This window comes from Chitinophaga silvisoli, from assembly GCF_003412465.1.
In the GTDB taxonomy this organism is placed as follows: Bacteria; Bacteroidota; Bacteroidia; order Chitinophagales; family Chitinophagaceae; genus Chitinophaga; species Chitinophaga silvisoli.
On sequence record NZ_QTJV01000006.1, the window covers coordinates 257,210 to 276,616 of the forward strand.

The 19,407-nt window shown below is 46.5% G+C and carries 21 protein-coding genes; 11 read left to right on the forward strand and 10 right to left on the reverse strand.

All coding sequences use genetic code 11. The features are described from left to right. Nucleotides 1-60 precede the first annotated feature (60 nt). Genes DXN04_RS16635 through DXN04_RS16645 form a run of 3 tightly spaced genes read right to left on the reverse strand, consistent with a single transcriptional unit; the run spans nt 61 to nt 2,595 of the window. Nucleotides 61-855 carry an SDR family NAD(P)-dependent oxidoreductase gene (locus DXN04_RS16635; protein ID WP_116854512.1) on the reverse strand — a complete coding sequence of 265 codons (795 nt, stop codon included), beginning with the start codon at nt 853-855 and terminating at the stop codon, nt 61-63. Nucleotides 856-915: 60 nt separating this feature from the next. Next, nucleotides 916-1,707 (reverse strand): AraC family transcriptional regulator, encoded by a 792-nt coding sequence (locus DXN04_RS16640; RefSeq protein ID WP_116854513.1) that lies wholly within the window; start codon nt 1,705-1,707, stop codon nt 916-918. After that, nucleotides 1,708-2,595, reverse strand: coding sequence for a helix-turn-helix domain-containing protein (locus tag DXN04_RS16645; RefSeq protein WP_116854514.1), 888 nt, complete (start codon nt 2,593-2,595; stop codon nt 1,708-1,710). A gap of 113 nt (nt 2,596-2,708) precedes the next feature. Here DXN04_RS16645 and DXN04_RS16650 point away from each other — a divergent pair, with 113 nt between their 5' ends. Continuing rightward, nucleotides 2,709-3,686: an aldo/keto reductase gene (locus DXN04_RS16650; protein ID WP_116854515.1), complete on the forward strand. Its 978-nt coding sequence runs from the start codon at nt 2,709-2,711 to the stop codon at nt 3,684-3,686. Nucleotides 3,687-3,771: 85 nt separating this feature from the next. Here DXN04_RS16650 and DXN04_RS16655 read toward each other — a convergent pair whose 3' ends face one another. Beyond that, the gene (locus DXN04_RS16655; protein ID WP_116854516.1) at nt 3,772-4,356 is read right to left on the reverse strand and encodes a TetR/AcrR family transcriptional regulator; all 585 of its coding nucleotides are present in this window, start codon (nt 4,354-4,356) and stop codon (nt 3,772-3,774) included. A gap of 78 nt (nt 4,357-4,434) precedes the next feature. On the opposite strand from DXN04_RS16655, the gene DXN04_RS16660 reads away from it, so the two are divergent. After that, nucleotides 4,435-4,866, forward strand: coding sequence for a pyridoxamine 5'-phosphate oxidase family protein (locus tag DXN04_RS16660; RefSeq protein ID WP_116854517.1), 432 nt, complete (start codon nt 4,435-4,437; stop codon nt 4,864-4,866). Between the two features lie 3 nt (nt 4,867-4,869). Here DXN04_RS16660 and DXN04_RS16665 read toward each other — a convergent pair whose 3' ends face one another. After that, on the reverse strand, nt 4,870-5,328 hold the full coding sequence (locus DXN04_RS16665) for a TlpA family protein disulfide reductase (protein WP_199415069.1): 459 nt from the start codon (nt 5,326-5,328) through the stop codon (nt 4,870-4,872). A gap of 97 nt (nt 5,329-5,425) precedes the next feature. Between DXN04_RS16665 and DXN04_RS16670 the strand changes: the two genes are divergently transcribed. From DXN04_RS16670 to DXN04_RS16695, 6 genes are all read left to right on the forward strand, one after another. Beyond that, on the forward strand, nt 5,426-5,866 hold the full coding sequence (locus DXN04_RS16670) for a MarR family winged helix-turn-helix transcriptional regulator (protein ID WP_116854519.1): 441 nt from the start codon (nt 5,426-5,428) through the stop codon (nt 5,864-5,866). Nucleotides 5,867-6,145: 279 nt separating this feature from the next. Further along, entirely contained in the window at nt 6,146-6,937 is a 792-nt protein-coding gene (gene dapF, locus DXN04_RS16675; RefSeq protein WP_116854520.1) for a diaminopimelate epimerase, read from the forward strand. Nucleotides 6,938-6,953: 16 nt separating this feature from the next. Further along, entirely contained in the window at nt 6,954-7,454 is a 501-nt protein-coding gene (locus DXN04_RS16680; protein WP_147319963.1) for a hypothetical protein, read from the forward strand. 73 nt (nt 7,455-7,527) lie between these two features. Next, nucleotides 7,528-8,466: a magnesium transporter CorA family protein gene (locus DXN04_RS16685; protein WP_116854522.1), complete on the forward strand. Its 939-nt coding sequence runs from the start codon at nt 7,528-7,530 to the stop codon at nt 8,464-8,466. Between the two features lie 126 nt (nt 8,467-8,592). Next, nucleotides 8,593-9,627 (forward strand): SDR family oxidoreductase, encoded by a 1,035-nt coding sequence (locus tag DXN04_RS16690; protein WP_116854523.1) that lies wholly within the window; start codon nt 8,593-8,595, stop codon nt 9,625-9,627. A 148-nt stretch (nt 9,628-9,775) separates the two neighbouring features. Continuing rightward, on the forward strand, nt 9,776-10,246 hold the full coding sequence (locus tag DXN04_RS16695) for an NUDIX hydrolase (RefSeq protein WP_116854524.1): 471 nt from the start codon (nt 9,776-9,778) through the stop codon (nt 10,244-10,246). A gap of 80 nt (nt 10,247-10,326) precedes the next feature. Here the strand turns inward: DXN04_RS16695 and DXN04_RS16700 are convergent, their stop codons facing one another. Further along, entirely contained in the window at nt 10,327-11,109 is a 783-nt protein-coding gene (locus DXN04_RS16700; protein ID WP_116854525.1) for a queuosine precursor transporter, read from the reverse strand. 66 nt (nt 11,110-11,175) lie between these two features. Continuing rightward, nucleotides 11,176-11,457, reverse strand: coding sequence for a hypothetical protein (locus tag DXN04_RS16705; RefSeq protein ID WP_116854526.1), 282 nt, complete (start codon nt 11,455-11,457; stop codon nt 11,176-11,178). A gap of 105 nt (nt 11,458-11,562) precedes the next feature. On the opposite strand from DXN04_RS16705, the gene DXN04_RS16710 reads away from it, so the two are divergent. Next, nucleotides 11,563-12,498, forward strand: coding sequence for a glycosyltransferase (locus DXN04_RS16710; RefSeq protein WP_116854527.1), 936 nt, complete (start codon nt 11,563-11,565; stop codon nt 12,496-12,498). 131 nt (nt 12,499-12,629) lie between these two features. Next, complete coding sequence (locus DXN04_RS16715; protein ID WP_116854528.1) at nt 12,630-15,101, forward strand: YfhO family protein; 2,472 nt, start codon at nt 12,630-12,632, stop codon at nt 15,099-15,101. Nucleotides 15,102-15,234: 133 nt separating this feature from the next. On the opposite strand, the gene DXN04_RS16720 is transcribed toward DXN04_RS16715, so the two are convergent. Genes DXN04_RS16720 through DXN04_RS16730 form a run of 3 tightly spaced genes read right to left on the reverse strand, consistent with a single transcriptional unit; the run spans nt 15,235 to nt 17,643 of the window. Continuing rightward, nucleotides 15,235-15,657, reverse strand: coding sequence for a hypothetical protein (locus DXN04_RS16720; protein ID WP_116854529.1), 423 nt, complete (start codon nt 15,655-15,657; stop codon nt 15,235-15,237). A gap of 21 nt (nt 15,658-15,678) precedes the next feature. Further along, nucleotides 15,679-16,683 carry a glycosyltransferase family 2 protein gene (locus tag DXN04_RS16725; protein WP_116854530.1) on the reverse strand — a complete coding sequence of 335 codons (1,005 nt, stop codon included), beginning with the start codon at nt 16,681-16,683 and terminating at the stop codon, nt 15,679-15,681. A gap of 3 nt (nt 16,684-16,686) precedes the next feature. Continuing rightward, nucleotides 16,687-17,643 (reverse strand): glycosyltransferase family 2 protein, encoded by a 957-nt coding sequence (locus DXN04_RS16730; protein ID WP_116854531.1) that lies wholly within the window; start codon nt 17,641-17,643, stop codon nt 16,687-16,689. Between the two features lie 250 nt (nt 17,644-17,893). On the opposite strand from DXN04_RS16730, the gene DXN04_RS16735 reads away from it, so the two are divergent. Then, entirely contained in the window at nt 17,894-19,393 is a 1,500-nt protein-coding gene (locus DXN04_RS16735; RefSeq protein WP_116854532.1) for a lipopolysaccharide biosynthesis protein, read from the forward strand. The last annotated feature ends 14 nt before the right edge of the window (nt 19,394-19,407 follow it).

Consider the following 19,407-nt stretch of genomic DNA (forward strand, 5'->3'; position numbering starts at 1 on the left):
GCGGCTCGTATAAATAACAATAAACATTACAAGAAACAGCCTGTCGTCTGGCAGGCTGGATTATAACTCCTTCTTCATCGCTCTTTTTGTAGCGCTGTCAATCAATCTTTCAGGCAATAAAGATATCAGAAAAATCTGGAGCGCATGCGGCCAATAAGGTGCTATCTGCTTTTTTCCACAACCGACAATGCCCAAAACATGCTTTGCAAAGGTAGCTGCCGCAGGCCGCATAAAGGTTACCGGTTTCTTATTGGAGGCCGTATGCACACTCCCTACTATCAGTGATATGACTTCAATATGATCTAGCTCCCTGGAAAGCGATATGGAAAAAGCATTATTATATGCCTTGGTACCAGCATACACTGCAAGATACGGGGGTGGCATCAGGCCTGCATAGGAGGAAACATTTAAAATAAGCCCCGGTTGCTGCATCAAGGGCAGCACATACCTGGTGAGCCTGGTAGGGAAAGTAACGTTCAAGTCGATCGTTTTTTCAAAATCTGAGCCGGATGCAAAACTTTCTACAGGCCCGATGCCAACATTATTTACCAGGATAGTTATTGGAAGATCCTCAGGAAGCGACAGCTCCCCATGCAGCAGGTGAATCACCTTACATGTTGGATTGATGGCCTTTAATTCTTCACTGACCAAAGCCAGCTTCTCCTTATTCCTGCCATGGATGATTAAATTAAAACCTGCGCCTGCCAGCTCAAGCGCGATAGCTTTACCAATACCATCGGTAGAACCGGTTACCAATGCATATGCATCAGGCCTTAAGTATTGCTTTAATCTGGAAGGTCTTAAATAAGGGAAAATATACCAGAGTATAATGCCGGATAAGATGAGATATACCATGCCGCAAAGTTGGACATTTGAGGCCCTCTATGAAATGGATGATTTATGGTGCCCTATGGATTATTTGCGGTTTCTGGTTTTATAGGCCAGCGGGGCCTCTCCAGCTGCATTGGTAAAGTAGCGGGTAAAATACCCCTGATCATCATACCCCAGTGAAAAAGCAATTTCCTTAATGCTCAGATCAGTGCCTGCCAATAACCGCTTTGCTTCTGTCACAACCGCCTGTTGCACCCAAAAGCTCAGCGGAGAACCCGTGCAATCTTTTACCACCTCATTTAAATAAGATGGCGTAATATGTAATAATTCCGCATAATCAGCAGCACTTTTAAATTCTCTAAAATGCTGCAATACGAGGCGTTTAAATGCAGTGGTAATCTCAGACCTGCGGGAGCCGTTTACAGGGGCAGGACAGGTCTTATTATAGGCATCAGCGATCATCCCGATACAGGCATCCAGCAATGAAATTTTCACTTCTGACAAAGCAGGACTGATCTTATAGAGTAAGGCGAAACATTCCCCCAGGGGAGCCTCCATGGCAAGACCGCTGTAGTAATAATAAAACCTTTCGAAAATAGCTGTATGACGCACCCTGTTCGCCCCTGCCGTGATAATCCAGGCTTTCACATCCTTACTCACATCGATCGTTTCATGCACCTGCCCGGGGCTAATACACATAACCATCTTACCTGATAATATTACCTCCACCCCATCTACATGCAATACACTCCTGCCACTTTCCTGGAATATAAAAAGAAAATGATCATTCCTCCGGTGCGGTGGCTTCTGCGCCACACCATTTTCCAGCCTGTATACCTGGAAATCCTCTTCTATCGAAATTATAGGTATCCCCATCTAATTTAATTTCCTGTACTCAACCGGTGTTACTCCCACCTTCTGCTTAAACAACCTCGTAAAATGCGCCGGGTACTTAAACCCTAACTCATACGCCACTTCACTGATTGACTTCTCCAGATCAAACACCCTCTCCTTCGCCATATCAATCACCTTATCCTGAATATATTCCTGTGCCGACCTGCCCGTTTCTTTCTTAACCAGGTCTCCAAAATAATTCGCTGACAAATTCAACTGCCCCGCACACCAGGATACAGAAGGCAATTGGCCCTGCTCAGTTGTAAAGTAGTCCTGCAACAGCGATTCGAATTTTTCGATCACTCCTTTATGTACATTATCCCTGGTTATAAACTGACTGTCATAAAAGCGGTTGCAGTAATTCAAAAACAGCTCTATACCGGAAGTCACCAGCTTCTTACTATGCTTATCTATTGCCCGGCCTAATTCTGCCTGGATCTTCCTGAAACCATCCAGCAAAATCTCCCTTTCCTCTTCCGACAAATGCAATGCTTCATTCACATCATAAGAAAAGAAGGAGTACTCCTGTATATGCCGCCCCAGGTGCGTACCCTTTATAAGATCAGGATGAAAAAGCAGGCCCCAGCCATTTGCCTCAAAAGAACGTTCCTTTGTATTCATACCCACAATCTGCCCCGGGCCTATAAAGACCAGCGTTCCTTCCTGGTAGTCATAATGCCTCCTGCCATAACGCAGCTCCCCGCACATCTGGTCTTTCAGGTACACCCCATACAACCCAAAATTGAAAGTCCGCGCGGGCATCCTGTTTGCCTTCGACAAATCAACTACCGTAATTAAGGGATGCCGGGTGCTCACTCCCCTCAATTTATTGTAGGTATCTATACTTTCTATTTTTATGATCTCTTCCATACATCCAAATTTAACCATTCTTATGGCACCCTGATACGCCCCCTGTAATCCTGGTAACGGAATCAGTAATCTGTATAAGCATAGATCCCCGCAATGACCCGAAATTTGCCCTTATGAAAAAGAGAACACTTGGCAACACCGGCCTTGAAGTCTCCGCACTGGGACTTGGCTGCATGGGACTCAGCTTCGGCTATGGCCCTCAAATCGACAAAAAGGAAGCTATCCGGCTGCTCCGCGCCGCCTTCGATGCCGGCATTACTTTCTTTGATACCGCTGAGGCCTACGGCCCTTTCTCCAACGAAGAACTTCTCGGCGAAGCCTTCTCCTCCAACCGCAACCAGGTAGTGATCGCTACCAAGTTCGGCTTCAAAGACGCACAGCCCCTACAGGGTCTGGACAGCCGCCCTGAAAACATCAGGAAAGTGGCTGATGCCTCTCTCAAAAGGCTGAAGACAGATTATATCGACCTCTTCTACCAGCACCGGGTTGACCCGAATGTACCTATTGAGGAAGTAGCCGGCACAGTACAGGAACTCATCAAAGCAGGAAAAGTAAAACATTGGGGACTTTCCGAAACTGGCGTACAAACCATCCGGAAAGCACACGCTGTGCAACCTGTAGCCGCCCTGCAAAGCGAATACTCCTTGTGGTGGCGGGAACCAGAGCAGGAAATACTGCCTGTACTCGGGGAACTAGGTATCGGCTTTGTGCCTTTTAGTCCGCTGGGCAAAGGATTCCTGACAGGCACGATCAATGCTGCTACTAAATTTGATGAGAAAGATTACAGGAATATTGTACCCCGCCTTTCCGAGGAGAACCGCAAAGCAAACCAGCCAGTCGTAGATTTATTACAGGCAATCGCAGCGAAGAAAGCAGCGACTCCGGCACAGGTGGCGCTCGCCTGGCTCATGGCACAAAAACCATGGATCGTGCCGATTCCGGGTACAACTAAATTACACAAACTGAAAGAAAACACTGGTGCTGTTGCCCTTGATTTAACGCAGGAAGAAATTGAAAGTATCAATAATGCTGACCTGCAGTTTCAGGGAGACCGCTATCCGCCACAGATGCAGGCATACATCAACAGATAAAATATAAAGGATGTATCAAAAGTAAATATCCCGCAGGCTAGCCGGATTCCTGAAGGAGAGAATTTTCTAGCATGCTCCACAGCCGTTAACTAAACACCGGGAGCAACACTTCATCCACCATCGCGATCAGTCGCTTTTTACTGATATTCGCTTGCCGGGCCATGTTCTCCATCCTGATCAGGTCAAAAGGCAGCATAAGTGTCACCTTGCTCAGTTTCTTTATTTTCTCCCCTCTTGCCTTCGCATTCTTCAAAATATGCGCTATGGCCTGCTGGTGCTTTTCCAGGGAAGCGGTATGAAGCGCCGTTTCCCTGCTATGATCCGGGTCCTGCATCCTGATGTAAAAGTAATTGTTCATCACATCAGCCCCTATTTCATCATACACACCCTGGTAGACAGTCAGCAACTGAATAAAATCCCCCCGCAGACTACCGGTATCCTTCAATTCATCGAAGTATTCCCCTTCAAACAGTTTCCTTGCCTTGTAAGTATAAATATCCTGGAGTAAATCGAAAGTGGTCGGCCAGCGGCGGTACAATACAGTCCGGCTTGTTTTAGCGGCTTCTGCTATCTGCTGAAAAGTCAGGTTAGTATGCGGCGTTTCTTTCATGAGCTGAAATGTCGCATCAAAGAGACTCTCTAATAACTCATCGCCCCTTCTTCTTTCCATTTTGAAAATATTTTTACCAAAAGTACAAAATTAAGATACAATTTGTACCTTCGTTAAATAAGATACAAAATGCACCTTATGAGCACATATGAATTATTAAGCCAGTTTTTCAACAATCACCATGACAAGCTATTGTGCACCGCCAATAGCAAGGGGGAACCAAATGTTGCCCTTATGGGTACGCCCAGGCTGGTAGCAGAAGGAATGATAGAATTTGAGATCAGTGACCCGGTGTCCGTATCCCTGCAGAATATAAGGGAGAACAAGGCAGTGGTCTTTATGGCCTACCTGCCAGGTGCCAGGGCACGGGACTACCATGGAGCAAGAATTTCCGCTACCGTAACGGAAATTGATACCGCGGGTGAGAAATTTGAAAAGAGCAAAACCCGCATCAGGGAAAAGCATGGAGAAGAGAAAGCGCGGGAATTGCTGGCGACGGTCACTTGCCAGATTGTGAAGGTAAGACCAGTGGTAGACAGGGGCCAGCAGTGGCATGAACCAGTATATTAATTCTTACTGCTCCGTCAGGTCTTTCAATCCTTTCATCACTTCTTTGGTATTATAATCCATACTCCCTTCAATATGCCCAACCATCTTCCCTTTCTTATCAATGATCACGGTAGTCGGGATAGCACTCCCAAGGAAATTGGAAGGGATCGGACTTTTAGGTGCATACACCGGCAGGTCATACTTATGTTTCTTCATAAATGCCTTTGACTTTGCCATATTGCCATCCACATCCACAAAGAGGAATACAATCTTATTATTATCCCTAAATGCCTGCTTTAATTTATGAATGGAAGGCAATTCTGCACGACATGGCGGGCACCAGGTAGCCCAGAAATTGATAAAGACCACTTTCCCTTTGAGCGCATTCAGGGACACTTCTTTATTATTTTCATCCAGAAACACCACATCAGGTGTCACAGGCACCACAGGCTTCAGCGGGGTGACAACAAAAGTGAGATACATTAAAAATGGTAGAACTGACATCTCCTAAGTTACTAAATATGCCTAAAAGTAAAATAGGTTAAATATTTAACCATTAAATCATTAACTTAGCCTCCGCATGACGAAGAACCAGGCTTTTTCAGAATTTACGGATTCACTCGGTGTACTCACCGGGGCTTTCAAAACGCGTATCCGTATTTTCCTGAAAGAACAGGACCTTCCCCTTACGACTGAGATGCTGCAGGTCATGCGCGTGCTTTGGAAAAAAGACGGTGTGAAGCAACAGGAGATTGCAGATGCTATATCCAAAGACAAAGTGAGTATTGTATACCTGCTGGACAATATGACCAAAAGAGGCTTGCTGGAGCGCAGGGAAGATCTGGCAGATCGCAGAAATAAGATCGTTGTACTGACAGCCGGTGGAAAAAAAATGCAGGGCATTGTGGAACCCTGGCTGAATGAACTAATGGCCGAAGCAGTAAGAAATGTATCGAAAGATGATCTGGCGAAAGCCACCAGCGTGTTCCAGACGATTATTAAAACATTACAGGAAGGCTAAGCCTTTTTTTTGCCTATAAAGTTAAATATTTAACGGTTTGAATTGACACTAAAGAGCTTTGTTAGCCAGGGACACTGGTGTAACAGTTGTAGGTTTAAGCACCACCAGGGGAATAGTCTTATTTCCCTGGTTTCAAAATATTGAATGTTGTTGTACAAGAAATTGTACATCTACCGAATGTAGACATGAAACACGGGTATATTTCTATACCTGTGGTTTTAATTTATAAGGCATGTTGCACTTGCACGCTATCTTAAAGAGTAGTAGATTTGTACAATTATGTCAGCAATTCACTTTTACAAATACCAGGGGACCGGCAATGACTTCGTCATCATGGACAATCGCAAGGGCCAATACGATTTTCTCACTGAAGAGCAGGTGCACTTCCTTTGTGACCGCCGTTTCGGCATCGGTGCAGATGGACTGATGTTACTCAACAATTACGAAGGCTATGACTTTGGTATGAAGTACTACAATGCTGACGGTCGCGAAAGCAGCATGTGTGGCAATGGCGGCCGATGCTTGGTAGCATTTGCCCGCAAAATGGGCCTGAACAGCGAAGTACTGCGCTTTATGGCAATCGATGGTCCGCACGAAGCGACCATGAAAGGTACCGACTGGGTGAACCTGAAAATGCAGGACGTGAATGGGGTGGAAATCGGCAACCTCTACTTCTACCTGAACACCGGCTCACCTCACTTTGTAAAGTTCGTAGACGATGTGAAAGCACTCGACGTATTCGAAGAAGGCAGGCAGATCCGCTACAATGATCGCTTCAAAGCTGTGGGCACTAACGTGAATTTTGTTCAACCTACTGACAATGGCATCTTCGTACGCACCTATGAAAGAGGCGTGGAAGATGAGACCTATTCCTGTGGTACCGGTGTTACTGCCGCTGCTCTCATGGCTTCAGGCCCTGAAGAAAAGACTTATACCGTACCCGTACAGACCCTCGGTGGAGGCCTGGAAGTGCGTTTTACCAAAACCGGCGAACGTGAATACAAAGACATCTGGCTGTGTGGTCCTGCTACCCTCGTTTTTGAGGGAGAGATCAGTACACCGGCTAAATAAGAATTTTGGTTGCACAGTGATGCTGCCTGCTTTCATGAGGGAGGAGGCATTCATCCGGCTCAGTAAAATAGCCGGGTGCACGGTTGTAATGCCTGAAAGGCAAAGAGAAAGGATGCTGGAAAAGGAGCGCAGCATTGGAGGATGTACAGTGCTGCTGTCCATGCACTTTAAAAAGAAAAACCCGGCTTGCATCGTGTTGATGCCGGAATTATTGAAGGAGAGGATGTTGAGACTCCTGGGTGGATTCTCCGCCTGCACAGTGCTGGTACCGGGATTCTTTAAAGAGAATGCTGCCAATACAGCACCGGTCACTAATCCTTTAAATGAGAAACCAGTTCACAATTCTCCTTCCGCCCCAAAGGAAGCCGCCATTCTCCCGATCAATATAAACCCTGTTAATCCCCCTGTCACCCCCGGCATACCTGCCCGGGAACCCGCCATCATTCCCCTCAGCTCCCGTACCGTCCGCTATCCCCGCTTCCTGAACCGCCACAAAACCATCCACGCCATCAGCTAATCTCCCCCCTCCCGCCATTAATTAATAATTAAGCAATATGCTTTCCTATTAATTATTCTACCTTTGCGGCCGGATGATCCAATACTTCAAAAATATAGACGCACGGACAGTTGAGGTAAAAACCCCTGAAAACGGTGTATGGGTGAATATCACCCCGCCCCTCAGGCAAGCCGAGTTCGAACAGCTCTCCGAAGAGCTGGACATTCCGCTCGACTTCCTCACCGACTCCCTCGATATTGACGAAAGATCCCGCTATGAGCTGGAAGATAACGTGAAACTCATCGTTATCAAAACCCCTACGGAGAACAACTCCATCAATGAAAGTGATGCTTATTATATCACGATCCCTATTGTGATCATTCTGACGCATAACCAGATCCTGACGGTCAACTCATTCGACAACGCTGCCATCAATAAATTCCTGAACACCTTCCACAACCGCCATCCTGAAAAGCGGAATATGATGGTGCTGAAGATCTTTGAGAAAGTAGTCATGAACTTCCTCGACTACCTGAAAGAGATCAACCAGCGGAGGAATATATTGGAACAGAAACTCTATGACAGCAACCGAAACGAAGAGCTGCTGTACATCATGCGGATCCAGAAAAGCCTTGTATACTTTGTGACAGCCCTGCGAAGCAATGAATTGCTGCTGATGAAAATGGAAAGGACTAACTTCCTCGGCCTAAACGAAGATGAAAAGGAATTCCTGCAGGATCTGATCGTAGATACTTCACAGGCTCTTGAAATGGCGAACGTATACACCAATATCATGGGGAGTTCTATGGATGCATTTGCAAGCATCATTTCGAACAACCTGAACCTGGTGATGAAACGCCTGACCTCGATTACCATCGTACTCACCTTTCCTATGCTGGTGGCAAGTATTTATGGAATGAATGTGGATATACCCTTTCAGCGGAATGCCCATGCATTTTATATCCCGGTCATGATTTCGATTATCATTTCGGTGATCATCAGCTGGTATTTTATGAAGAAGAAATGGTTCTAATTGCCATATTATGTGTATAGAAGGCCGCAGCAGTATCTGTTGCGGCCTTTTTTATAAAATCATATTAATCAACCATTTACTTCTTTTGGCACTTCCCTTGTTTTCTGATTTATAAATTTCAGCCATATGGATCAGAACAATCATTTCACGCGCCGGCAGGTCGTTACCGGACTGGGCGCAAGCATTGCTGCGATGGCCATTAGCCCCGTTATTTCCAGATCAGGATCACTGTCTCCTGTAATGAATAATCATGCTACTACAGCTGCAGGTAATACTGCTGCCCCATTGGAGAACCCACTCAACAAATACCCCAAACCTCCCTTTCAACCTCAATCTCAGCCCTGGCCGGCATTGGCATCAAAGATGATTCCGAAACCCGATCATGGCGAGACCTCCTATAAAGGCAGTGGCAGACTCACCGGCCGCAAGGCACTCATTACCGGTGGAGACTCAGGCATGGGCCGTGCCGCCGCTATTGCGTATGCCCGTGAAGGTGCAGACGTAGTGATTAACTACCTGCCGGATGAACAATCCGATGCCGACGAAGTGCTGGCCCTCATCAAAAAAGAAGGAAGAAAAGGGGTGGGTATTCCCGGTGACCTGCGGGACGAAGCCTTCTGTAAGAAACTCGTGGATGATGCCGTGAAGGCACTGGGTGGCCTGGATATCCTGGTAAGTAATGCAGCCCGGCAACAATCCCACGAATCTATATTGGATATCTCTTCTGAGCAGTTCGACTGGACCATCAAGACGAATATCTATGCCCCCTTCTGGATTATAAAGGCTGCGCTGCCACACCTGCCACCAGGTGCTGTAATTATCGGCACTACTTCGGTGCAGGCCTATGATCCCTCTCCTAATTTGTATGATTATGCGCAGACAAAAGCCGCTACCATGAATTTTGTGAAGTCACTGGCAAAGCAACTGGCACCCAAAGGAATCAGGGTAAATGGCGTAGCACCAGGCCCGATCTGGACCCCATTACAGGTCTCCGGCGGTCAGACGATGGAGAAGCTGAAAAAGTTCGGGGAAGATTCGCCCATGGGAAGACCAGGACAACCAGCGGAACTGGCATCGATTTATGTACAGCTGGCAGCAAGTGATGCGAGTTTTAGTACAGGACAGGTGTATGGTGCCGCGGGAGGTGGCGGACAACCTTAAGGAGACATTCCCGCTTAATTTTCTTACCTGCAAAAGGTCGTTAAATGAGGTCGTATAAGAAGTAAATTTCCGGCATTACTGCCATCCAATTACTTTTTATACAACCTCATTTTTTTTACCCTACATTTGCCCTACACAACATTTTTTTATGGCAGCTTTGTTCAACGTACGGGTGTATGGCATTATGATCAATGACAAAAAACAAGTACTCGTTACTGACGAATACATCAAAGGCAATTATTTCACAAAATTTCCCGGTGGTGGATTGGAGTTTGGAGAAGGAACACTGGAATGCATTGTCCGCGAATGGAGAGAGGAATTAAACCAGGATGTAGCAGTAGTAGAACACCTTTATACGACAGACTTTTTCCAGATCTCTGCTTTTGATAATGAGACGCAGATTATCTCCATTTATTACCTGGTTACGCCGCTATCACCATTTGTAGCGCCTTTGCTCAGCAAGCCTTTTGATTTTGTAGTACCCGAAGGTGTGACGGATGTTGAAGCTGCAAGGTGGATTGATTGGGATGATTTCTCTGCAGAGTCAGTACACCTGCCAATTGATAAAGTGGTTGCCACCATGATTAAATCAAAATACAAAGAGCCTGGAACAAAGTAATTTGAACAAATTTAGAATTTAAAAAACAAGACTAAATCCGTTCAAATTACTTTGATCCAGGCCCTCTTTTATTATTTTACTCAGGCCAGCTCCTGCCCCATCGCCGCCTTCTTCATCCTTTCGGTAGTCTCTTTCCCCAGGTACTTCTCCACCCTGCCTTCCAGGAAATAAATCAGCGGTGTCAGAACAATCGCCATGATAAACTTATAAGTATAATTCACTACACAAATGGCCAGCACCTGCTGCCAGCTCCAGCCTTTCCCGATCTTAAATGCAATGAACAGGACGATAAAACTATCTACCAGCTGACTAATAATCGTAGACCCGGTAGCCCTCAGCCACACATGCTTCTCGCCCGTTGCCCGCTTGATCCTGTGAAACACCGTCACATCCACGATCTGGCTCACCAGGAATGCCATAATACTTGCAAAGATGATCCACATACCCTGTCCGAATATACTGCCAAATGCATCCTGCATATTTGGTACGCCATCCTGCGCACTTGAACCCAGCCACCAGTCGGCCGCAGGGACTTTGATCGCGATATAGAACATCAGGAATGCGTAGGAGATCAGGCCCACCGCAATGTAAGAGATCCTTCTTACTGCCTTTGGTCCAAAGTACTCATTCACCACATCCGTCAGTACAAACTCAAGGGGCCATAATAAAACCCCACAGGTAAGATTGAAGGATAATCCCGGATACCCGAAGATGGTGAAAGTATGCACCGGCAGCCCCAGTAAACGCTCCAGGGAGAAGATCTTGCCGCCTATACACTCGGCAATCAATGCATTCGCCACGAAGAAACTACAGAAGATCATGAAGAGCTTCGTCGGCTTATCTTTTAGTAAATTCTCAATCATCAGAAAATAGAAATGAGGAAGTAAGTTAAGAAAAAAAGGCTGGCTTTAACAAGTTAGGCAAATCCCTTAAAAGAGAAAATAAAACTGAAACAACAATACCAATAAGTTCACCACAAACACAAAGGGCGGCAAATCGGCCATCCTCACCTTATGCCTCAGCAGCATCACTATTGCAATTATAAGTGTAATCAGGTTAAGCGGAAACGCCACTATCAGCCCCATAGGCAGTACGAATTTCAATAATTCACTCCCCTGCCCCTTAAAATCAATGTATTGTGCCACCTCAGCCAGCGCGAAACACAGGTTGCAGATAAAAGCCAGTTTTAAAAAGAATCGTAACCTGTCCATATTGAAATTTCGGATAAATTACAGTTATTTTGCTTTCTTCAAAAAAAATTTGTGATTGGCATGGTTTATTCCGTGCTGTCCTGAATTAGAAAAAACACAACGCCCATGCAAATTGCCATTTCAGTAGTCATATGCTCTTATAACAGGGAAGCCTATATTATACAGGCCATCGATAGCCTGTACCAGCAGGATCTTGACAAAAAACTGTATGAGGTAATTGTGGTTGACAACAACAGCCAGGATAACACCGCTGAAAAAGTAAGGGAATATATCGCTACCCACCCGGACATGCAGCTCTCCTATCATCTCGAAAAGAGGCAAGGCGCTTCTTATGCGCGCAATACAGGGGCAGCACTCTCCACCGGCCAACTGATCTGCTGTATGGACGATGATGCCGTGGCTATGCCGGGCTACCTGCAGAATATCATTCGCTTCTTCGAAACCCACCCGGATGCGACCGGTCTCGGCGGCCGGATCATTCCAAGATACATCCCGTCTGAACCAAAGTGGATGTCGCATTACGTATCCTCCCTGGTAGGGAATTTTGATTATAGTCCGGAGACCAAACCCTTTGACAACGGCCGCTATCCCCTGGAATCCAATATGATCGTACGCAGAGAAGACTTCTTTGCAGTGAAAGGGTTCAATACCAGTCTGCCAGGTGTGAAAGGGACTTTGAGGATCGGGGGCGAAGGCAAGGAGTTCTTTTATAAATTAATTGAGAGAGGGGGAGTGATCTGGTATGATCCAACCGTGATTGTGCACCATGTGGTGGAAGTAAAGAAACTAACATCTGAATATATGTATCGTGTGGCCTCCGGCATTGGCCGGGGCGAAAAGGTGCGGATGAAGGAGAAAGGCGGTGGAGCGACGTTTAAGAAAGGAATAGAGTACTTATTTAAGTTAGGTGCCAGTGTGGTGATAGGCGGGTACTATCTGCTGCAGGGCAAGCCGGCGAAGTCCTGGCCGGTGATCCAGTTCAGGATTGATGTGCTGAAAGGGTTCTGGGAACCGGTGCACCTGCCGGAAACGCACTCATAAATGCAAAGACATCCCTTTTTTGGAATGCATCTTTCCCTACAGGCAAGGACCTCCCCGGAAGGAGCGTTTCAACCTATTAGATATTCCATAATATATTACCTTTACCCACTCAAAAACAAGTACATAATTATATGAAACCTGACTGGTTCAAGAAATTCCTGCCACATATCATCGCCATCGGCATCCTCCTGCTGCTGGCCATCATCTACTGCAAACCAGTGCTGGACGGCCAGGTCCTGACACAAGGCGATAATATTCAATGGCAGGCCATGGCCAAGCAATCGCTTGATTATAAAGCGGCTCATGGCCAGGCCCCTCTGTGGACCAACAGCATGTTCGGCGGCATGCCAGGCTACCAGATCGTACTGGAAAGCCGCGAACCGTTCAACATCTCCGATCTCGGCAAGGTATTCACCCTCTGGATGCCCAAGCCCATCAACTTCTTCTTCCTGGCAGGCCTCTCCTTCTACCTCCTCTGCGTGGTGCTCGGTACCCGCTCCTGGATCGGCCTCCTCGGTGCCATCGCATACGCCTATTCCAGCTATGACCCTATCATAGTCGGTGCAGGCCACGATACGAAAATGATGGCCATCGCCTACCTGCCCGCTGTTCTCGCAGGTATCATCATGCTCACACAAAAGAAATACATCAAAGGCGTGGCAGTCACCGCACTGTTCATGTCCCTCCTCATCGCTTCGAACCACATGCAGGTGACCTACTATTTCCTCCTGCTGCTGGGCGTGCTGGGAATTGTATTCGCAATATTCACCATCAGGGAAAAAGATTACAAACACCTCATCCTCACCGGAGTACTGGTCATAGCGGCCCTGGGCCTCAGTATGGCTGTCAATACCATGACGATGTGGACCACCTACGAATACTCCAAAGAGACCATTCGCGGCGGTAAATCAGAACTCACCCAGAAAGCTGCCGATACCAAAGGCAGTGGCCTCGACAAAGAATACGCTTTCCGCTGGAGCTACGGCATCTTCGAAACTTTCACCTTCGTAGTACCTAACCTCTATGGCGGTAGCTCACAGGGCGAACTGACCGAGAACTCCGAGACCTACAAGACCTTAAAAAGCCTTGGCGTTCCTGACCAACAGGCCTCCCAGATGATCAAAGCATGGCCTATGTACTGGGGTGAACAACCTGGTACCTCCGGTCCCGTATACCTCGGTATAGTGATCGTATTCCTCGCCATCTTCAGCTTCCGCCTGATCAAATCCTGGCACAAATGGTGGATCCTCGCCATTTCTATCCTGGCAGTCCTCATGTCCTACGGTAGCAACCTCGCATTCTTTAACTATGCCCTGTTCGACTACCTGCCCTTCTACAACAAGTTCCGCGCACCCAGCATGGTGCTGATCATACCTCAGCTCACACTCGTGATCCTCGCAGTGCTCGGCATCCAGGCCTTACTGAACCCTGAACTGAAGAAAGCTGACCTGGTAGCCAACCTGAAGCGCTCCGGTATCATCATGGGCGTGATCCTTGGCATTCTGCTGATCCTGTCTGTCACCCTGAGCTGGTCTAACAACTCAGACCAGATGATGGCACAGCAATTCAAACAAATGGCCGGTGGCAGCGATGATATTGCCAACCAGCTGATGCGTGCCCTCCATGCAGACAGAGCCTCCCTCTATAGAAGCGATGTATTCAGGGCCATCATTCTGTTTGCCCTTGCATTCGGCATGATCTGGTACTTCCTGAAAGATAAAATCAAAATGCAGTGGCTCGCTGCCGGTCTGATTGTACTGGTAGTATTCGACTTACTGCAGGTAGATACCCGTTACCTGAACTCCGACAACTATGTAGAGGAATCCAAATACAAAGGCAATTTCAGCCCTACTCCTGCCGATCAGCAAATTGCGGAAGATAAGGACCCTTACTTCAGAGTGTTCAACGTGACCAAAGGCGATCCGTTCAGCGATGCGATGACCTCCTACTTCCACAACTCTATAGGTGGTTACCACGCAGCAAAACTGATCCTGTACCAGGACCTGATCGAAAACCAGATCAGCAAAAACAATATGAACGTGCTGAACATGCTGAATGCGAAATATGTGATCACACCCGGCCAGGGCGGCCAGCAGGTAGTGGCACAGCGCAACCCGCAGGCACTGGGCAATGCATGGTTCGTAAAGGATATCGTGTGGGCACCTAATGCGGATGCTGAAATGAAAGCACTGGACAACCTGAATACAAAAGATTCCGTAGTAATCGATCAGCGTTTCAAATCTGCTGTAAAAGCACAGCCGGTCTACGATTCTGCTGCTACCATCGCCTTAGTAAAGAACGATGTGGATGAGATCAGCTACACCTCCAATGCAGCGACTCCTCAATTCGCCGTGTTCAGTGAAGTCTATTACAAAGAAGGTTGGAAAGCCTATATCGATGGGGTAGAGACGGACTACGTAAGAGTAGACTATGCCCTGAGAGGCCTGAGCGTACCAGCCGGTAAACATGAAATCGTATTTAAGTTCCACCCGAAGAGTTTCTACCTGGGTGACAAGATTGGGTTCTTCAGCTCCCTGATCGTACTATTGTTGCTGATTGGTGCAATAGTCCTGGAGTTCAGAAAGAAAGAAGTAGCCGCTTAAGAAAACATTGCAATAAATAAAAAGAGGTTGTATCAACATAAGTTTTTGATACAACCTCTTTTTATTTGAAATTAGTTTTCATTCCGGATGGTGAATTCCCTCTTTCATAAAGGTTTTATTTTGGTACCCCTTACTAATAAATGATTGCCTGGATGATGATCTTCCCCTCATCCCCCAGCAGCCTCACCCACTCATCATTCTTAATCAAAGACCGCTTCGACAATTTATTTGTTTTCACCTTCCTGTCATAAAACGCCGCAAATAAATCAACGAGATCCTTTTTCTTCCCCCTTATCTGCACAGATATAATCCTGGAATCTTCATAGAGCTGGTAGTCGATGCTCAGCTGATGATGATTCACTGCCCTGATATAAGAGAAGCTATGAGCAATTTCCTGTTCCCTTTCAAGGCCCAGCACCTTCACGACCTGTGCATTGAACTGCTTGTATACATCATTATAATATGCATGTACCACCTTTACAGGTGTCTGTGCCGAAACAATGGTAACGCAACAGACTAATGCCAGTATAAAGCATAAACGAGGCTTGATCTTCATGGTAACAATTCTGGTATTATTTTATAACACTTTATAAAAATGCGGTTTATTCCTGATGATCACCGGGCTATACTTCCACAATGCCCACACATTCTTCGTCAGGCCCCACACCTGCGGCATATACTTAAACGGATTCCGGCCCTTCAGCAAATTCTCAATGATACTCCCGAAAAAGAATACCGGTACCGCAAAACTATAATTCAATAATAGGAACAGAAACCAAAACACCCCAAACTGCTTTCTCACCCGCACATGATTTGACAACATCACCTGCAATGCCTTCCTGTCAAACAATCCCTGGTACCCCTTCTCCTCTGAATCAAACGCCTCGCCCGTGGTCTCTCCCTGCAAATGCACAATATTGATATCTCCAAAGATGGCCAGTTTACCCACCTTTTTAATCCTGCTACACCATTCTACCTCTTCCGCATACAGGAAGAAATCTTCATCCATATATCCCGCCTTCTCCAGCGTACTCCGCCTGATCATCAGGTAAGCGCCACTGATCCAGTCCACCTCATGTATACTACTTGCCTGCTGCACATTAGGTACCTTCGTCTTCATCTTAAACGCTACCCATCTCAGTACTTTGCCCCAATATGGCAATGGCAGTAAATGATTCAGACCTCCCTTCATAAAATAGTTCCCGGAGATCTGCGTACTATGATCCGCGTTCAACTGCTGCACCCCACACGCCGCAAACTCACTCATGCTAAAGCGCTGTACACATTTGTCCAGAGCGCCATTCAAGATCAGCGTATCGGGATTTAACAACAACATGTATTCCCCCCTGGCGGCACGCAGGCCTGCATTATTCGCTCTCGAAAACCCGCCATTATAACCCATCTCAATCGCCCTGATAAACGGATGCCTGGCCACTATCCGGGCCAGGCTCCCTGGGGCCGACTGATTATCTACCACAATTACTTCGTAACTGATTTCTTTCGTCTGACTCACGATTGTATCGATACAATCATTGATCAGTCCATGACTATTATAATTGACTATAATGACAGATAACTGCATGAACTATGCTTTAGGTTTAGGTGCAAACAAAAAAGAAAATCCACTCGCCAGTTTGGACAATGGCCCAAACTTCAGCCAGCCCTCAGGGAAGATCCGCTGCCATCTCAACACATAATTCGTGACCAGTGGCAATGGCCCTTCATAACCTGCACTACGAATATCCATCACACCTTTTATCTTCATATTCCGCAACAGGCGCCAGAAGAAATCATACACCAGCACACTCCTGAAAGCCCTTTCTCCCATCTTCTGCAACACATAAAAATACTCCGGTATAAACACCTCTTTTACCCCATGCACTTCCTCCGTAATCTGCTCCTTCCCCATCCCTACATAACACAAAGGCTCGGGGATATACGTAAATCCCGGATGCGCATTCAGCAAACGGATATAGAAGTCTACATCCACCGTCCAGCGCACTTTTTCATCATACCGGTATGCCGGCTTATTCCGGTGAATGACCACACTCGGTGGCCCCACAAGATTATCGAACAAGACATTTACCGGCGCTTTGGCAAAGGCTTTCCTGAACCAGGCCGGAGATGTCATTTCCTTTTTCTCTCCCGTAAAAAGATAGTAATTATAGTATGCAGCATAAGCGAAATCGTGTTCAGGATGATCATCCAGCGCCTTACACAGGGTAGCCAGTGAATGCGGATGCATAAACCAGTCATCGTCATGCATGATCTTGATATATTCCCCCTGCGCCAGATCCAGACAGGTATTCCAGTTGCCCGGCATCCCCCTGGCCGGCACATTTTTATAATAACGAATAGGCAGTTCCTGCATAAACTCATTTACCAGCTGCTCCACCGCGTTGTCCGGACTATCATCTGTAATCACCACTTCCAGCTCTTTCAGGGTCTGTATGGTCAGTGAATCCAGCAAACGACGCAGGTAATCCACCTGTTTATACGCAGGAATACATATCGAGACTTTTATCTTATAAGGGTTTTTCATGTTCAAAATTGTCTTATGGTTCAATAGCCTTTACAGGTAAAGACTCATTTTGTATTTATTGCAAAAAATCAGCCGGATGCTGTTCCGCGCCGCCGGCACCGCATCCCGAATGAGTCATCCCCTCTATAGTAAGGCATTATATTTGAAGACAGACCGCAAGATATAATAATCCGAAATTATGAATACCTTTAATTTTTGGTTGCAAAGGATTTTGGATCACTTTTTAAAAAATACAGCTAGCTTTTAATATATGAGTACCATCAGGAAAAAAGGTATCATTACAACGATCTTCATTTATGCCGGATTCTTATTAGGAGCGCTGAATACTTACCTTTACGCCAAATATTTTGCACCCGATCAAACAGGCTTAACCCGCGTATTACTTGAAATCACCCTGCTTTTCAGCAGCTTCGCCCTGCTGGGTACCAATACCATCGTGGTGAAGTTTTTTCCCTATTATAAAAATTATCATAAGGAGAACAAAAGTGAACTGGTCACCATCTCATTTGTCTTTTCCACCATTGGCTTCCTGATTATCCTGCTGAGTTTCACAACGTTTATGAAACCCCTGATCCTTCAGAAGTTCGGTGGCAAATCCCCTCTCCTCGTAGAATATTTCTATCTTGTATTCCCCCTCACATTATTTCTTACACTGTTCCAGGTACTGGAGGCACAAACCTGGACCATACAGAAAGGTCATGTAGCCAATTTTCTGAAAGAAGTGTTGTTCCGCGCCATCAATACCATCCTGAACCTGCTATTCATAGGGGGCCTCATTTCATTCCCGCTGTACGCCGATCTCTTCAGCTTTCAGTACTTTGCCATCTTTGCAGCACTGATCATTTACCTGCTGTTTGCCAGGCAATTAAAGATGTCTTTTAAGATCAGCAAACTCACCCAGCGCCTCTGGAAGAAAATGCTGCCTTACAGCCTGTTCATCCTGGGCAGTAATGTGATCACCCTGCTGAGCACCACTATGGACAGCATTGTGATTTCGAGCTTTATGGGACTGGATTTCACCTCCGTCTTTGTGAATACACAATACATTTCCAACTTTATCGTGGTCCCTTACAGGGCAGCCCTCAGCATGCTGGCCGGCCCTATTTCACAGGCATGGAAAGACAAGGATATGTTAAAACTGGACAGGATCTATAAGAAGACCTCCCTGAACCTGCTCATCGCATCCAGTTTCATCTTTGCCATGATCATGCTGAACTGGGATGACCTGCTGAACTGGGTAAATCCAAACCCGATCTATCATCTAGGCAAACCGGTGATGTTCTACCTGGGACTCTACCAGGTGATTGAACTGGGTACTGGTATGAACAGCGCCATCATCATTACTTCGAGGAGATGGAAATTTGAATTGTACTCAAACATCCTCCTGCTTACCCTCACACTGCCGCTCACCTATATCCTCATCAAAACACATGGAATGGTAGGTGCGGCACTCGCCACCCTGATTTCCAGGACCGTCTTCAATGTGATCAGGTATATCTTCCTCTATAAAGTTTATCATTTACAGCCTTTTACTAACAAGACTATCCTGGCGGTGCTGCTGCCCATAGCCGTATACCCCCTGGTAGCATATACCATTCACCTGGATAACCCGTTTTTGGGACTGGTGGCCAGGTCCGCAGCATTTACTGCCATCTATGGGGTACTGCTCCTGCAACTGAAGATCTCTGAAGATGTAATGCAGGTATGGGGTACAATCAAAAAGAGAGCCTTTGCCGTGATAGGCCGCTAAGAATTATGCATTCT

Bases quoted from the DNA above. Each gene is read 5' to 3' on its own strand.
- DXN04_RS16635 (WP_116854512.1), bottom strand. From the start codon at position 855: ATGGTATATCTCATCTTATCCGGCATTATACTCTGGTATATTTTCCCT.
- dapF (WP_116854520.1), top strand. From the start codon at position 6,146: ATGTCAGCAATTCACTTTTACAAATACCAGGGGACCGGCAATGACTTC.
- DXN04_RS16715 (WP_116854528.1), top strand. From the start codon at position 12,630: ATGAAACCTGACTGGTTCAAGAAATTCCTGCCACATATCATCGCCATC.
- DXN04_RS16725 (WP_116854530.1), bottom strand. From the start codon at position 16,683: ATGCAGTTATCTGTCATTATAGTCAATTATAATAGTCATGGACTGATC.
- DXN04_RS16685 (WP_116854522.1), top strand. From the start codon at position 7,528: ATGATCCAATACTTCAAAAATATAGACGCACGGACAGTTGAGGTAAAA.
- DXN04_RS16705 (WP_116854526.1), bottom strand. From the start codon at position 11,457: ATGGACAGGTTACGATTCTTTTTAAAACTGGCTTTTATCTGCAACCTG.
- DXN04_RS16640 (WP_116854513.1), bottom strand. From the start codon at position 1,707: ATGGGGATACCTATAATTTCGATAGAAGAGGATTTCCAGGTATACAGG.
- DXN04_RS16690 (WP_116854523.1), top strand. From the start codon at position 8,593: ATGGATCAGAACAATCATTTCACGCGCCGGCAGGTCGTTACCGGACTG.
- DXN04_RS16730 (WP_116854531.1), bottom strand. From the start codon at position 17,643: ATGAAAAACCCTTATAAGATAAAAGTCTCGATATGTATTCCTGCGTAT.
- DXN04_RS16645 (WP_116854514.1), bottom strand. From the start codon at position 2,595: ATGGAAGAGATCATAAAAATAGAAAGTATAGATACCTACAATAAATTG.
- DXN04_RS16650 (WP_116854515.1), top strand. From the start codon at position 2,709: ATGAAAAAGAGAACACTTGGCAACACCGGCCTTGAAGTCTCCGCACTG.
- DXN04_RS16660 (WP_116854517.1), top strand. From the start codon at position 4,435: ATGAGCACATATGAATTATTAAGCCAGTTTTTCAACAATCACCATGAC.
- DXN04_RS16670 (WP_116854519.1), top strand. From the start codon at position 5,426: ATGACGAAGAACCAGGCTTTTTCAGAATTTACGGATTCACTCGGTGTA.
- DXN04_RS16665 (WP_199415069.1), bottom strand. From the start codon at position 5,328: ATGTATCTCACTTTTGTTGTCACCCCGCTGAAGCCTGTGGTGCCTGTG.
- DXN04_RS16735 (WP_116854532.1), top strand. From the start codon at position 17,894: ATGAGTACCATCAGGAAAAAAGGTATCATTACAACGATCTTCATTTAT.
- DXN04_RS16710 (WP_116854527.1), top strand. From the start codon at position 11,563: ATGCAAATTGCCATTTCAGTAGTCATATGCTCTTATAACAGGGAAGCC.
- DXN04_RS16700 (WP_116854525.1), bottom strand. From the start codon at position 11,109: ATGATTGAGAATTTACTAAAAGATAAGCCGACGAAGCTCTTCATGATC.
- DXN04_RS16695 (WP_116854524.1), top strand. From the start codon at position 9,776: ATGGCAGCTTTGTTCAACGTACGGGTGTATGGCATTATGATCAATGAC.
- DXN04_RS16720 (WP_116854529.1), bottom strand. From the start codon at position 15,657: ATGAAGATCAAGCCTCGTTTATGCTTTATACTGGCATTAGTCTGTTGC.
- DXN04_RS16655 (WP_116854516.1), bottom strand. From the start codon at position 4,356: ATGGAAAGAAGAAGGGGCGATGAGTTATTAGAGAGTCTCTTTGATGCG.